The following is a 13,275-nucleotide window of genomic DNA, read 5'->3' as shown; positions in this document are numbered from 1 at the left end:
TTTCGAGGTGTTCAGGGGGAGCGCCTCGCGTCGGGCAAGGCTGCGCGTCGCCTTCGCGTACCCACTCGCACAAAAGGGGAGATTCCACGGCATGTCCATCATCGACATCGAAGCGCCGCTGCACACCGCCCACCGTGACAACCACACGCACCGGGACGTCAACGGCGGATGGCTGCGACCGGCCGTCTTCGGCGCCATGGACGGCCTCGTCTCGAACCTCGCCCTGATGACCGGTGTGGCGGGCGGCGCGGTGTCCCCGCAGACCGTCGCGATCACCGGCCTGGCCGGTCTGGCCGCCGGCGCCTTCTCGATGGCCGCCGGCGAGTACACCTCCGTCGCCTCCCAGCGCGAGCTGGTCCTCGCCGAGTTGGACGTGGAGCGCCGGCAGCTGAGCAAACACCCCGTCGACGAGATGGAGGAGCTCGCCGCCCTCTACGTCTCGCGCGGGGTGGAGCCGGCGCTGGCCCGCGAGGTCGCGATGCAGATGTCCCGGGACCCGGAGCGGGCGCTGGAGATCCACGCCCGCGAGGAGCTGGGCATAGACCCCGACGACCTGCCGTCGCCGCTGGTCGCGGCCGTGTCCTCGTTCGGCTCCTTCGCGCTGGGCGCCCTGCTGCCGGTGCTGCCGTACCTGCTCGGCGCGACCGCGCTGTGGCCGGCGGTACTGCTGGCGCTGGTCGGACTCTTCGCGTGCGGCGCGGTCGTCTCGCGGGTCACGGCGCGCTCGTGGTGGTTCAGCGGGCTGCGCCAGCTCGTCCTGGGTGGCGCGGCCGCCGGTGTGACGTACATCCTGGGAACCTGGATCGGTGGCGCCGTAGGCTAACCGGCGCGGGAGTGAGACACTATGCAGTACGCAACATAAGTAGTCCGTTACCCGGCGGTTTCGATTCCGTGTCCGCGGGGCATCAGACCAGGGCGCCGGGCAATGATGCCCGCTCCGCGCCGGGACCTTCGCCCCGCGTCGTGCCCGCAGAAGACCTCATGGATCCCCCTGCGGCCCGCTGAAGGTCCTTTTCTTTCTGCTTCGTGCGGTGTCCGCATGGTGGAACGCGATATCCGCTTCTCGGGATTGCCGTCATCATGTAACCTGCACGAAATTTCGCAGAGGGCCAACGTCGTCCCTCGGCTATGCACATATGCCACGACGACGACGGGAGAGCCGATGCGTTCCGCATCCACGCACTCCGCGACCGGCCTGAACACCGCCTGGTCGCCCATGGACGGTCGCCCCGCCCAGCAGGGCATGTACGACCCGCGCAACGAGAAGGACGCCTGTGGCGTCGGATTCGTGGCGAACCTCACCGGCGAGGCCACCCACACCCTCGTCGAGCAGGCCCTGACCGTACTGCGGAACCTCGAGCACCGTGGCGCCACCGGATCCGAACCGGACTCCGGCGACGGCGCGGGCATCCTGTCCCAGGTTCCGGACGCCTTCCTGCGCGACGTCGCGGGATTCGAGCTCCCCGAGGCCGGCGCGTACGCCGTCGGCATCGCCTTCCTCCCCGCCGACGGCACCGCACAGGCCGTCGCCGTGGAGCGCATCGAGGCCATCGCCGCCGAGGAGAACCTCACGGTCCTCGGCTGGCGCGAGGTCCCGGTCACCCCGGACCTGCTCGGCAACGGCGCCCGCACCACGATGCCCGCCTTCTCGCAGCTGTTCGTCTCCAACGGAAGCACGGGCATCGAGCTGGACCGCAAGGCCTTCGTGCTGCGCAAGCGCGCCGAGCGCGAGGCCGGCGTCTACTTCCCGTCGCTCTCCGCCCGCACCATCGTCTACAAGGGCATGCTGACCACCGGCCAGCTGGAGCCCTTCTTCCCCGACCTCTCCGACCGCCGCTTCGCCTCGGCGCTCGCCCTGGTCCACTCCCGGTTCTCGACGAACACCTTCCCGTCCTGGCCGCTCGCCCACCCGTACCGCTTCGTCGCGCACAACGGCGAGATCAACACGGTCAAGGGCAACCGGAACTGGATGAAGGCCCGTGAGTCCCAGCTCGCCTCCGACGCCTTCGGCGACGGCGCGCTGGACCGGATCTTCCCGATCTGCACCCCGGACGCCTCCGACTCGGCCTCCTTCGACGAGGTCCTGGAGCTGCTCCACCTCGGCGGCCGGTCGCTGCCGCACAGCGTGCTGATGATGATCCCCGAGGCCTGGGAGAACCACGCCTCGATGGAGCCGGCCCGCCGCGCGTTCTACCAGTACCACTCCACGATGATGGAGCCCTGGGACGGCCCCGCCTGCGTCACCTTCACCGACGGCACCCAGGTCGGCGCGGTCCTCGACCGCAACGGCCTGCGCCCCGGCCGCTACTGGGTCACCGACGACGGCCTCGTCGTCCTCGGCTCCGAGGTCGGCGTCCTCGACATCGACCCCGCCAAGGTCGTCCGCAAGGGCCGCCTCCAGCCGGGCCGCATGTTCCTCGTCGACACCGCCCAGAAGCGGATCATCGAGGACGACGAGATCAAGAACGAGCTGGCCGCCGCCGCCCCGTACGCGGACTGGCTGGAGACCGGCGAGATCGAGCTGACGGACCTGCCCGAGCGCGAGCACATCGTGCACACCCACGCCTCGGTCACCCGCCGCCAGCAGACCTTCGGCTACACCGAGGAAGAGCTGCGCGTCATCCTCGCGCCCATGGCCCGCACGGCCGGCGAGCCCCTCGGCTCCATGGGCACCGACTCCCCGATCGCGGCCCTCTCCGAGCGCCCCCGGCTGCTCTTCGACTACTTCACGCAGCTCTTCGCGCAGGTCACCAACCCGCCGCTGGACGCCATCCGCGAGGAGCTCGTCACCTCGCTGCTGTCCTCGATCGGCCCCCAGTCCAACCTGCTGGAGCCGACCGCCGCGTCCTGTCGCAGCGTCACCCTGCCCTTCCCGGTGATCGACAACGACGAGCTCGCCAAGCTCATCCACATCAACGCCGACGGCGACATGGCCGGCATGAAGGCCGCCACCCTCTCGGGCCTGTACCGGGTCTCCGGCGGCGGCGACGCCCTCGCCGCCCGCATCGAGGAGATCCGCGCCGAGGCCGACGCGGCCATCGAGGCCGGCGCCCGCCTGATCGTCCTGTCGGACCGCCACTCGGACGCCGAGCACGCGCCGATCCCCTCGCTGCTGCTCACCTCCGCCGTCCACCACCACCTCATCGCCACCAAGCAGCGCACCCAGGTGGGCCTGCTCGTCGAGGCCGGTGACGTCCGCGAGGTCCACCACGTCGCCCTGCTCATCGGCTACGGCGCGGCCGCCGTCAACCCGTACCTGGCCATGGAGTCCGTCGAGGACCTGCTGCGTGCCGGCACCTTCCTGTCCGGCCTGGAGCCGGAGCAGGCCATCAAGAACCTGATCTACGCGCTCGGCAAGGGCGTCCTGAAGGTCATGTCGAAGATGGGCATCTCCACCGTCGCCTCCTACCGCGGCGCCCAGGTCTTCGAAGCCGTCGGCCTGAACGAGGAGTTCGTCGGCACCTACTTCAGCGGCACCGCCACCAAGATCGGCGGTGCCGGCCTCGACGTCATCGCCAAGGAGGTGGCCGCCCGCCACGCCAAGGCGTACCCCGTCTCCGGCATCGCGGCCACGCACCGCGCGCTGGAGATCGGCGGCGAGTACCAGTGGCGCCGCGAGGGCGAACCGCACCTGTTCGACCCCGAGACGGTCTTCCGCCTCCAGCACGCCACCCGCAACCGCCGGTACGACATCTTCAAGAAGTACACGGACCGGGTCAACGAGCAGTCCGAGCGCCTCATGACGCTCCGCGGCCTGTTCGGCTTCAACAGCGACCGCCCGTCGATCCCCGTCGACGAGGTCGAGCCGATCTCCGAGATCGTCAAGCGCTTCTCCACCGGCGCCATGTCGTACGGCTCCATCTCCAAGGAGGCGCACGAGACCCTCGCCATCGCCATGAACCAGTTGGGCGCCAAGTCCAACACCGGTGAGGGCGGCGAGGACCCGGAGCGCCTCTACGACCCGGCGCGGCGTTCGTCGATCAAGCAGGTCGCCTCCGGCCGCTTCGGCGTCACCTCCGAGTACCTGGTCAACGCCGACGACATCCAGATCAAGATGGCGCAGGGCGCCAAGCCCGGCGAGGGCGGCCAGCTGCCCGGCCACAAGGTCTACCCGTGGGTCGCCAAGACGCGTCACTCGACGCCCGGCGTCGGCCTGATCTCCCCGCCGCCGCACCACGACATCTACTCCATCGAAGACCTCGCCCAGCTGATCCACGACCTCAAGAACGCCAACCCGGTCGCCCGCATCCACGTGAAGCTGGTCTCCGAGGTCGGCGTGGGCACGGTCGCCGCCGGTGTCTCCAAGGCCCACGCGGACGTCGTCCTCATCTCCGGCCACGACGGCGGAACGGGCGCCTCCCCGCTCACCTCGCTCAAGCACGCGGGCGGCCCCTGGGAACTCGGCCTCGCCGAGACCCAGCAGACCCTGCTGCTCAACGGGCTGCGCGACCGCATCGTCGTCCAGACCGACGGCCAGCTCAAGACCGGCCGCGACGTCGTCATCGCCGCGCTGCTCGGCGCCGAGGAGTTCGGTTTCGCGACCGCGCCGCTCGTCGTCTCCGGCTGCGTCATGATGCGCGTCTGCCACCTGGACACCTGCCCGGTCGGCATCGCCACCCAGAACCCGGTCCTGCGCGACCGCTTCTCCGGCAAGCCCGAGTTCGTCGTCAACTTCTTCGAGTTCATCGCGGAGGAGGTGCGCGAGATCCTCGCCGAGCTGGGCTTCCGCACCATCGAGGAGGCCGTCGGTCACGCCGAACTCCTCGACACCAGCAAGGCCGTCACGCACTGGAAGGCGCAGGGCCTCGACCTGGAGCCCCTCTTCCACGTGCCGGACCTGCCCGAGGGCGCGGTCCGCCACGCCCTCGTCGCCCAGGACCACGGCCTGGAGAAGGCCCTCGACAACGAGCTGATCGAGCTCGCCTCCGAGGCCCTGAAGGCCGACTCCGCCGAGACCGCCCTGCCGGTCCGCGCGAGCGTCGCGATCCGCAACATCAACCGCACCGTCGGCACCATGCTCGGCCACGAGGTCACGAAGAGGTTCGGCGGCGCGGGCCTGCCCGACGACACCATCGACCTGACCTTCAACGGCAGCGCGGGCCAGTCCTTCGGCGCCTTCCTCCCCAAGGGCATCACCCTGCGCCTGGAGGGCGACGCCAACGACTACGTCGGCAAGGGCCTGTCCGGCGGTCGCGTCGTGGTCCGCCCGGACCGCGCCGCCGACCACCTCGCCGAGTACTCCACCATCGCCGGCAACACCATCGGCTACGGAGCCACCGGCGGCGAGATGTTCCTGCGCGGCCGCACCGGCGAACGCTTCTGCGTCCGCAACTCCGGCGCCCTGGTCGTCTCGGAGGGCGTGGGCGACCACGGCTGCGAGTACATGACCGGCGGCACGGCCGTCGTCCTCGGCGAGACGGGCCGCAACTTCGCGGCCGGCATGTCGGGCGGCGTCGCGTACGTCATCGACCTCGACCCGCGCAACGTCAACACCGGCAACGCCGAGGCGGTCGAGACCGCCCTCTCCGACGCCGACAAGCAGTGGCTGCACGATGTGGTGCGCCGCCACGAGGAAAAGACCGGCTCGACCGTGGCCGCGAAGCTCCTGGCTGACTGGGACGCCGCGGCGGCCCGCTTCAGCAAGATCATCCCGACCACGTACAAGGCAGTGCTCGCCGCCAAGGACGCCGCTGAGCTGGCCGGACTCTCGGAATCCGAGACCACGGAGAAGATGATGGAGGCGGCGACCCATGGCTGACCCGAAGGGCTTCCTCACCACCCCCCGCGAGACCGCCTGCTCCCGTCCGGTGGCCGACCGCCTCAAGGACTGGAACGAGGTCTACGTTCCGGGCTCCCTGCTCCCGATCATCAGCAAGCAGGCCGGTCGCTGCATGGACTGCGGCATCCCGTTCTGCCACAACGGCTGCCCGCTCGGGAACCTGATCCCCGAGTGGAACGACTTCGCGTACCGCGAGGACTGGACGGCGGCCAGCGAGCGCCTGCACGCCACCAACAACTTCCCGGAGTTCACGGGCCGCCTGTGCCCCGCTCCGTGCGAGTCGGCGTGCGTCCTCGGCATCAACCAGCCGGCCGTCACCATCAAGAACGTCGAAGTCTCGATCATCGACAAGGCCTGGGACAACGGCGACGTCACCCCGCAGGCCCCCGACCGGCTGTCCGGCAAGACCGTGGCCGTCATCGGCTCCGGCCCCGCCGGCCTCGCCGCCGCCCAGCAGCTGACCCGGGCCGGCCACACCGTGGTCGTCTACGAGCGCGCCGACCGCATCGGCGGGCTCCTGCGCTACGGCATCCCCGAGTTCAAGATGGAGAAGGTGCACATCAACCGCCGCATCGAGCAGATGCGTGCGGAGGGCACCAAGTTCCGCACGGGCATCGAGGTCGGCCGCGACATCACCGCCGGCGACCTGCGCAAGCGGTTCGACGCGGTCGTCGTCGCGGCGGGCGCCACCGTCTCCCGCGACCTGCCCGTCCCGGGCCGCGACCTGAACGGCATCCACTTCGCGATGGAGTACCTGCCGCTCGCCAACAAGGTGCAGGAGGGCGACTTCGTCGCTCCCCCCATCACCGCCGAGGGCAAGCACGTCGTCGTCATCGGCGGCGGCGACACCGGCGCGGACTGCGTGGGCACCGCCCACCGCCAGGGCGCCCTCTCCGTCACCCAGCTGGAGATCATGCCGAAGCCCTCGGAGGACCGGCCCGCCGGCCAGCCGTGGCCGACGTTCCCCATGCTGTACAAGGTCACCTCGGCCCACGAGGAGGGCGGCGAGCGGATCTACTCCGTCTCCACCACCCACTTCGAGGGCGACGAGGACGGCAACGTCCAGGCCCTGCACCTGATCGAGGTCGAGTTCGTCGACGGCAAGCTCACCCAGAAGCCCGGCACCGAGCGCGTCCTCCCCGCGCAGCTGGTCACCCTGGCCATGGGCTTCACCGGCACCGACCAGGCCAACGGCCTCGTCGAGCAGTTCGGCGTCGGCCTGGACGAGCGGGGCAACATCGCCCGCGACGCCTCGTACGCCACCGATGTCGACGGGGTCTTCGTCGCCGGCGACGCGGGTCGCGGCCAGTCGCTCATCGTGTGGGCCATCGCGGAGGGCCGCTCGGCCGCCCGCGGCGTGGACCGCTACCTGACCGGCACCAGCGCCCTGCCGTACCCCGTCAAGCCGACGGACCGCTCCCTGATGGTGTAACCACCACCGGCTCGCGGCCCCCGCCCACCCGGGCGGGGGCACGCCGCGCGACACCCCCGCCACGCGAAGGGCGGGACCCCTCATACGGCCCGCACAACGAGGTGCGGAACACCCGACACCGCGCCCGCCATGTCCCCGACCAGGGATGGCGGGCGCGGTGGTGTTCCGGCGTGCGGGCTACTCGGGGCCGAACTCGTACTGGAGTTCGTAGAGATGCCCGGCCTTCACCATGACCGTCACCTCTACGGGGCGCCCGTCGTCGCTGTACACCGTGCGCAGGGTGCGCAGGACCGGAAGGTCTCCCGGCAGGCGCAGGGCGGTGTGCTGCTCCTGCGTCGCGACCCGGGCGGCGATCCGGTCCACACTCCGGCAGGGCGGAAACCCGAGGCCCGCGAGCAGGGTGGGGGTACCGCCGCGGATCCTGCGCGGCTCCGCCAGCGCGGTGCCGCGTGCGATGTCCGGCGGGTAGTACGAGGTGACCAGCTCAGCCGGTTCGTCCTCGATGCGGATCAGCTGACGACGGCACACGGCCGGGCTGCCTTCCGGGACGTCGAGCGCGACGGCTACGTCACCGGCGACCGGCACCTCGTTGACGGCGAGGAGCGTGCTGCATGCGGACGGCTGCCGCCCAGACACCTGGGCGAGCCACGGATAGGGCCCGCCGTCGGCTGCCGGCAGGAGGGAGCCCGCCGGTCGGACCGTCCGCTGCCGGTTCTCCCGTACGGTCACGGCCGCGCCTGCACGGCCGACGGCCAGACCTTCGTCCTTCAGGAGTCGTACGGCTTTCTGGATCGTGGCGTTGGACGCGTCGAAGCGGGCCTTCAGCAGCGAGGTCGAGGGCAGATCGGACCCCGGTGCGAGGTCGCCGCTCATGATCTCGTCGCGCAGATCGGCGGCGATGCGGGCGTGGAGGGGCCGGGAGTCGAACCTTTCGGCCGCGTCAGAGGGCAAGGTCGTCATCCGATCCTGATTTCGTACCGGAGCTGCTGATGTCCGGCAGGCATGACCATGACGTCCGCCTGGATGGCGCGGTCCGCCGAGTCGTAAGTGGTGCGGGCGAGTTGCAGCACCGGTTCGCCCGTTGCGAGGCGCAGGTGCTCCTGCTCCGCGTCGTCGACCAGCCGTGCCGTCACGTCCTCGACGACCCTTGAGGCGGTGTGCCCCAGAGTGGCCAGCAGCGTGACGGCGCCACCGCGGATCTTCGCCGTCGCGGCCAGCGGGGTGCCGTCCGCGATGTCGGTGGGGTAGTAGGTATCCGTCAACTCGATCGGTCGGCCTTCGAGTTCGATGATCCTGCGGCGCACCACTACCGTGCTCCCGCCCGCCAGCCCGAGCATCAGTGCCACGGCGGCGGGTGCCATCACCTCGCCCGCGTGGACGACGCGCTGGCTCCCGCGGAGCCCGGCCCTCTGGGCCTCCTCGGTCCAGGCGTCCGAGGCCCCGGGGCCGCGCGGCGCCAGGTACGGCATCGACGTACTGGTCCACCTGTCACCGCTCACGATGCCTCCCGCGTCCACCTTCGGTCCGTCGGCCCCACGGTATGCGACACCGGCAGGCGGACCTAGCCTCGCAAACCTTGCTGGTTTTCGCGAATAGCGATACGTTCTGTGAGACCTTCGAAGCTCAGCGTCAAGGCGGTGGGGTGCCATGTCCTTGTTCCGGCAGCAGCGTTTCCCCCGGGCGCGCGCATCGGTGCGCGCGGTCCGGCAGTTCGTGGGAGACACACTCGGCGAATGGGAGGTCTCCGCGCGTAGGGACGACATACGGCTCTGCGCCTCCGAGCTGGCCGCGAATGCCGTGGTGCACGGCGCGCCGCAGGGCCGTGAGTTCAGCGTGAGTCTTTTCGACGAGGCCGGCCTGTTGTGGATTGCGGTGCGGGACAGCGGTCCGGGGCATCCCGTAGTCCTTCACCCCGGCCCCGGGGAGCTGCGGGGAAGGGGGTTGTGGCTGGTGGCGGAGCTCGCGGACGTACTGGAGATCCGGGACGAGAGGGTGGGGAAGACTGCCCGCGCGGGCTTCACGTGGGTGAGTGCGCGAGCCCAGTCGTGAGTACACCGCGCCCGCCATGTCCCCGACCAGGGATGGCGGGCGCGGTGGTGTTCCGGGACCGCTGCGGACGGTGGGGTTACAGCCCTCCCCGCGCCGTCAGGGCCGCCAGCGCCGCCCGCGTGGTGACGCCCGTCTTGCGGAAGATGTGCGACAGGTGGGTGTCGACCGTACGCGGGCTCAGGTACAGGCGGGCCGCGATGGCCGGGGTCGTCAGGCCCTCCGTGACCAGGGCCGCGATCTGCGCCTCGCGCGGCGTCAGCCGGGGCGCCGGCACGGGGGCCGGGCCCGGCGGGAACAGGTCCGCCAACCCCGTCAGGAGAAGGGAACCGCCCGCCTGCGCCAGCGCGCGCCCGCGCCGCCAGCTGTCCGCCGCCCCGCGCGGGTCGCCCGCCCGCCCCGCCAGAGTCGAACCGATCACCAGCGCCTGCGCCTCCCACAGCGTGGCGCCCGCGTGGGCCGCCTCCCGCGCGGCCCGCGCGTACCGCTCCGCCGCCGGCCCCGCCTCACCCCGCGCCGCCAGCAACGCGCCCGCGCTGCGCAGCGCCGACGCCCGCTGGGACGGCAGCCCCAGCCGGACGGCGTCCGCCTCGGCCCTCGCCACCCAGGCCGCGGCCTCCACGTGATCGCCCGCCGCGACCGCCGCGCCCACCAACGCCTCCAGGAACAACGGGCGCAGCGTCGGCTGGAGCCCCGACAGCTCCGGCCCGCGCCCCGCCCGCAGCATCGCCGCCCTGGCCCGCCGGTGGTCGCCGGAGTACAGGGCGGCGAAGCTCAGCACGCACCACGCCAGCGAAGTCCACCAGCTGCTGCGCGAGCCGCCCAGCGCCACCGCCTCCTCGGCGACCGACAGCGGCAACGGGTCGCCCGGCGGCATGGCCGCGATCAGGATCTGCGCCTTGTTCCCCGTGACGAGCCCGAGCAGTTCGTCGCTGCCGATGCCCCGGGCGATGCCCTCCGCCTCCTCGCACAGCTCCAGCGCCGACCCCAGCCGGCAGGAGTTCATGTGGACGACGGCCTTGCACAGCAGCAGGTGCGGCAGCAGGTGCAGCGGGCCGACCCGGCGGACCAGCGCCAGCCCGCGGTCGGCGTGCCGCTCCGCCTCCGGGTAGCGGTCCAGGTAGAACTCCGTCCACGCCAGCCGCGCCAACGGCTCGCACAGGTCGGCCAGTTCCGCGTCCGTCAGGGCGTCGAGCCGGGCCGCTGCCCGGTCGGCCAGCCCGCGCGCCTTCCCCGGATCGCCGTCGTACGTCTCCCCGAGGGCGGCCGTGGTCACCGCGCCCGCCGCCGCCGGGCCGTTGCGCAGCCGCAGCGCCAGCCCGTAGGTCCGCAGAACGTCCTCGCGCACCTCCCCGTACGACAGCGCGTGCGGCGCGGACGAGCCGAGCTCCAACCCCAGGGACAGGGCGTCGGCCGGGCGCGGCGCGGGCCGCCGGGCCAGCTCGCGGCGCAGCAGCGCGACGGCCGCCCCGTACCGGCCGAGGTGGCGCTCCAGCGAGGCGCACAGGGTGACGGCGCTCGCGCGCAGCCCGCCCTCCTCGTCGGCCCCGTCCACCTGCGCGAGGAGCTCCAGGAGCAGGTCGCGGCTCGCGCGCAGCTCGCCGCAGACGCTCAACGCCCTCGCCCGCCACAGCGTCAACTCGCGCCGCCGGGCCGTGTACTCGCCCGTCCCGGGGAGGATGGCCAGGACCACGCCCAGCCAGTGGGCGCAGCTCGCCGGGGCGGTGGTGCGCGCCTCGCCGGCCGCCTCCAGCAGCGCCGCGGCGGCCGTCGGGTCCCAGCCGGTCAGGGCGCGCTCCACGTGGTGGGCGCGGACGGCGGCGGACACCCCGGCGCCGGCCGGCGCGGCGGCGGCCCGCCGGTGCATGTCCGTACGCCGCCGGTGCTCGGTGTTCTCGTAGATCACCGTCCGCAGCACCGGGTGGCGCAACTGCCAGCTGCCGCCCGGCCCCGGCCGCAGCAGGTCGCGGTCCGCGAGGACGCCGAGGTCCGCGTCCAGGAGGAGCGGGTCCGGCGCCTGCGCGGTGAGGGCCAGCAGCGGTGCGGTGGCCTGGTCCCCGAGGACGGCGACGGCCTCGGCCGTACGCCGCTGCCCGCCGGTCAGCGGCGTCAGCTCGTCCAGCAGCAGCGCGCTCAGGCCGCCCGTCGGGGGCGCGGCGGGACCCGCGCCCGCTGCCGTGTCCGCGCCCTGGAGCAGGGCCAGGAAGTAGAGCGGATTGCCCCCGCTGGACGCGTACAGTCGCGCGGCCCGCTCGGGGGGTTCCCCCGGGGCCAGGTGCTCCACGCACGAGCGCCGGTCCAGGGGGCCGAGGTCCAGGCGCAACACGGCGCCGGTGTCCACGCCCCGGGCGAGCGCGGCGGCCGGACGCGGCGCGGTCTGCCGGTCCCGGCGGGCCACCACGAGCGCCACGGCCCCGCGCGGGGGGTGGCGGACCAGGTGGTCGAGGAGCTCCAGGGAGGCCGGGTCGGCCCAGTGCAGGTCGTCGAGGGCGATGAGCAGGCCCCGGGGGCGACGGCGGGCCCCGCCGGGGGTGGGGCCGGGGTCGGAGTCGCGGGGAGGCGCCGCGAGGGCCGTGAGCAGGCGCGCGGTCGCGCGGTGGACGGCGAACCGGTCCGCCGCCGCGTCCTGCCCGGCGTACGGGGCCGCACCGGCGTACGGGGCCGCGCCGGGGTACGGGGCCGGCTCCGCACCCGCCGCCGTCCCGTACAGCACCGGCGCCACCGCCGGGTCGGGGAGCGGACCGCGCAGCAGGTCCGGGTCCAGGTCGGCGAACGCGTCGGTGAACAACCGGAAGGGGATGTGCCGTTCGTACTCGGTGGCCCGCCCGCGCAGCACAGTCACCCCCCGGGCACGCGCCCGCCGGCACGCTTCGGTCAGCAGCCGGCTCTTGCCCATGCCCGCGGGCCCCGTGAGGTCCACGACCGCCGGCGAGCCCCCGCCCCCGCCGGCCGCCTCCTCGATCACCGCTTCGATCACCGCGTCCAGCCGGTCGAGTTCGGCCGCCCGGCCGACCAGCGGAGTCCTGTCCACCATGGCGCCTCCCCGCAGGAGCGGTACCCGGATTCGGCGCGGCGGATACGTAGGCGGTTCTACGGATGCCGCCGGCGCCGAGGCGCTGCCAGCATCGAAGCAGAGCCCGCCCCGCCCGCCATCGCCCGCCCTGGAGGCCCGATGCGTCGATTACCCCTGCTCGCAGCCCCGCTGGTGGCGCTGCCGGTGCTCCTCCTCACGGGCTGCTCGGACGGAGTGACCGGCGCGGACATCGGGGCGGGTCCGTTCCCCTCCGCCACGCCCTCACCGACGCCGTCGCCTTCGCCGTCGCCTTCCGCCACGCAGTCCCAGCCCGTCCTGCCGCCCACGCCCCTTCCCTCGTGGCCGGTCGGCGCGCGCACGCCCGCCACCGACTGCACGCCGACCAGCGGCCTGGACGCACAGGGCCTGACCTCCTACTTCAAGAACCTCAAGAGCAGCGACACCAAGGACTCCCCGGCCCTGTTCATGGTCGACGACGGGGTGTACTTCCGGCTGAAGGACACCCGCCCGCCCTGCGAGTCCGTCCCGGTCAAACTGAGCCACTTCCGGGTGGACATGGCCCACTCGAAGGACTCGTCCGGCTACACGTTCACGTACAAGTCCCTGCGCACCCTGACCCTCGCCGTCGGCCCGCGGGACGGCAAGGTCGACGACAGCGCGCCCCCGGCCACCGAACACTGCGCGGGCGTCCTGTCGGTCATCTACGAGGGGCAGGACCTCGACCAGGACGACCTGCCGGAGAACCTGCGGCTGCCGGCCAAGGACTCCACCCTCGACTGGACGCTGGTCGAGGTGAAGCGCGAGGGGGCCCTGGACGCCGTCTTCAAACCGCCGGCCGACGCGCGCAGCTGCTGACCGGGGCAGAAGGGCCGGGGCGCCGTGCCGGGTGGCGGAGGGGGCGGAGGGGCGACCGGGACGGTGCACCGTGGGGGTGCGCACCGCCCCGGCCCGCCGCCACACCCGGCCCGCCGCCGTACGGACGAC

The 13,275-nt window shown here is 72.6% G+C and carries 8 protein-coding genes; 5 read left to right on the top strand and 3 right to left on the bottom strand.

The genetic code is table 11. The annotated features are described in order from the left end of the window. The first annotated feature begins 91 nt into the window (after window positions 1–91). The 3 genes from ACZ6ZI_RS00795 to ACZ6ZI_RS00785 all read left to right on the top strand — a co-directional run bounded on the left by ACZ6ZI_RS00795 (window position 92) and on the right by ACZ6ZI_RS00785 (window position 7,211). Window positions 92–823 carry a VIT1/CCC1 transporter family protein gene (locus ACZ6ZI_RS00795; protein ID WP_363062038.1) on the top strand — a complete coding sequence of 244 codons (732 nt, stop codon included), beginning with the start codon at window positions 92–94 and terminating at the stop codon, window positions 821–823. 393 nt (window positions 824–1,216) lie between these two features. Next, window positions 1,217–5,758 carry a glutamate synthase large subunit gene (gene gltB, locus ACZ6ZI_RS00790; RefSeq protein WP_469515749.1) on the top strand — a complete coding sequence of 1,514 codons (4,542 nt, stop codon included), beginning with the start codon at window positions 1,217–1,219 and terminating at the stop codon, window positions 5,756–5,758. Continuing rightward, a complete protein-coding gene (locus ACZ6ZI_RS00785; RefSeq protein ID WP_469514056.1) occupies window positions 5,751–7,211 on the top strand; it encodes a glutamate synthase subunit beta in 1,461 nt (486 codons plus the stop codon). The genes gltB and ACZ6ZI_RS00785 overlap by 8 nt, the downstream gene beginning before the upstream one ends. 177 nt (window positions 7,212–7,388) lie before the next feature. Here the strand turns inward: ACZ6ZI_RS00785 and ACZ6ZI_RS00780 are convergent, their stop codons facing one another. Continuing rightward, window positions 7,389–8,171, bottom strand: a complete 783-nt coding sequence (locus tag ACZ6ZI_RS00780) for a GntR family transcriptional regulator (RefSeq protein WP_469514053.1) — start codon at window positions 8,169–8,171, stop codon at window positions 7,389–7,391. Next, entirely contained in the window at window positions 8,168–8,710 is a 543-nt protein-coding gene (locus tag ACZ6ZI_RS00775) for a GntR family transcriptional regulator (protein ID WP_469514050.1), read from the bottom strand. The genes ACZ6ZI_RS00780 and ACZ6ZI_RS00775 overlap by 4 nt, the downstream gene beginning before the upstream one ends. 148 nt (window positions 8,711–8,858) lie before the next feature. On the opposite strand from ACZ6ZI_RS00775, the gene ACZ6ZI_RS00770 reads away from it, so the two are divergent. Then, window positions 8,859–9,260: an ATP-binding protein gene (locus tag ACZ6ZI_RS00770; RefSeq protein WP_469514048.1), complete on the top strand. Its 402-nt coding sequence runs from the start codon at window positions 8,859–8,861 to the stop codon at window positions 9,258–9,260. A gap of 76 nt (window positions 9,261–9,336) precedes the next feature. Here the strand turns inward: ACZ6ZI_RS00770 and ACZ6ZI_RS00765 are convergent, their stop codons facing one another. Further along, window positions 9,337–12,291 carry an ATP-binding protein gene (locus tag ACZ6ZI_RS00765; RefSeq protein ID WP_469514045.1) on the bottom strand — a complete coding sequence of 985 codons (2,955 nt, stop codon included), beginning with the start codon at window positions 12,289–12,291 and terminating at the stop codon, window positions 9,337–9,339. A 138-nt stretch (window positions 12,292–12,429) separates the two neighbouring features. On the opposite strand from ACZ6ZI_RS00765, the gene ACZ6ZI_RS00760 reads away from it, so the two are divergent. Continuing rightward, window positions 12,430–13,146 (top strand): hypothetical protein, encoded by a 717-nt coding sequence (locus ACZ6ZI_RS00760; RefSeq protein ID WP_469514042.1) that lies wholly within the window; start codon window positions 12,430–12,432, stop codon window positions 13,144–13,146. The last annotated feature ends 129 nt before the right edge of the window (window positions 13,147–13,275 follow it).

The organism is Streptomyces sp. NPDC103540 (genome assembly GCF_055584445.1).
The sequence above is the reverse complement of the archived record's forward strand: the minus strand, read 5'-3'. Positions and strand labels throughout refer to the sequence as shown.

Excerpts from the sequence above, each read along its gene's own strand:
- ACZ6ZI_RS00765 (WP_469514045.1), bottom strand. The coding sequence starts at position 12,291 with ATGGTGGACAGGACTCCGCTGGTCGGCCGGGCGGCCGAACTCGACCGG.
- ACZ6ZI_RS00785 (WP_469514056.1), top strand. The coding sequence starts at position 5,751 with ATGGCTGACCCGAAGGGCTTCCTCACCACCCCCCGCGAGACCGCCTGC.
- gltB (WP_469515749.1), top strand. The coding sequence starts at position 1,217 with ATGGACGGTCGCCCCGCCCAGCAGGGCATGTACGACCCGCGCAACGAG.
- ACZ6ZI_RS00780 (WP_469514053.1), bottom strand. The coding sequence starts at position 8,171 with ATGACGACCTTGCCCTCTGACGCGGCCGAAAGGTTCGACTCCCGGCCC.
- ACZ6ZI_RS00760 (WP_469514042.1), top strand. The coding sequence starts at position 12,430 with ATGCGTCGATTACCCCTGCTCGCAGCCCCGCTGGTGGCGCTGCCGGTG.
- ACZ6ZI_RS00795 (WP_363062038.1), top strand. The coding sequence starts at position 92 with ATGTCCATCATCGACATCGAAGCGCCGCTGCACACCGCCCACCGTGAC.
- ACZ6ZI_RS00770 (WP_469514048.1), top strand. The coding sequence starts at position 8,859 with ATGTCCTTGTTCCGGCAGCAGCGTTTCCCCCGGGCGCGCGCATCGGTG.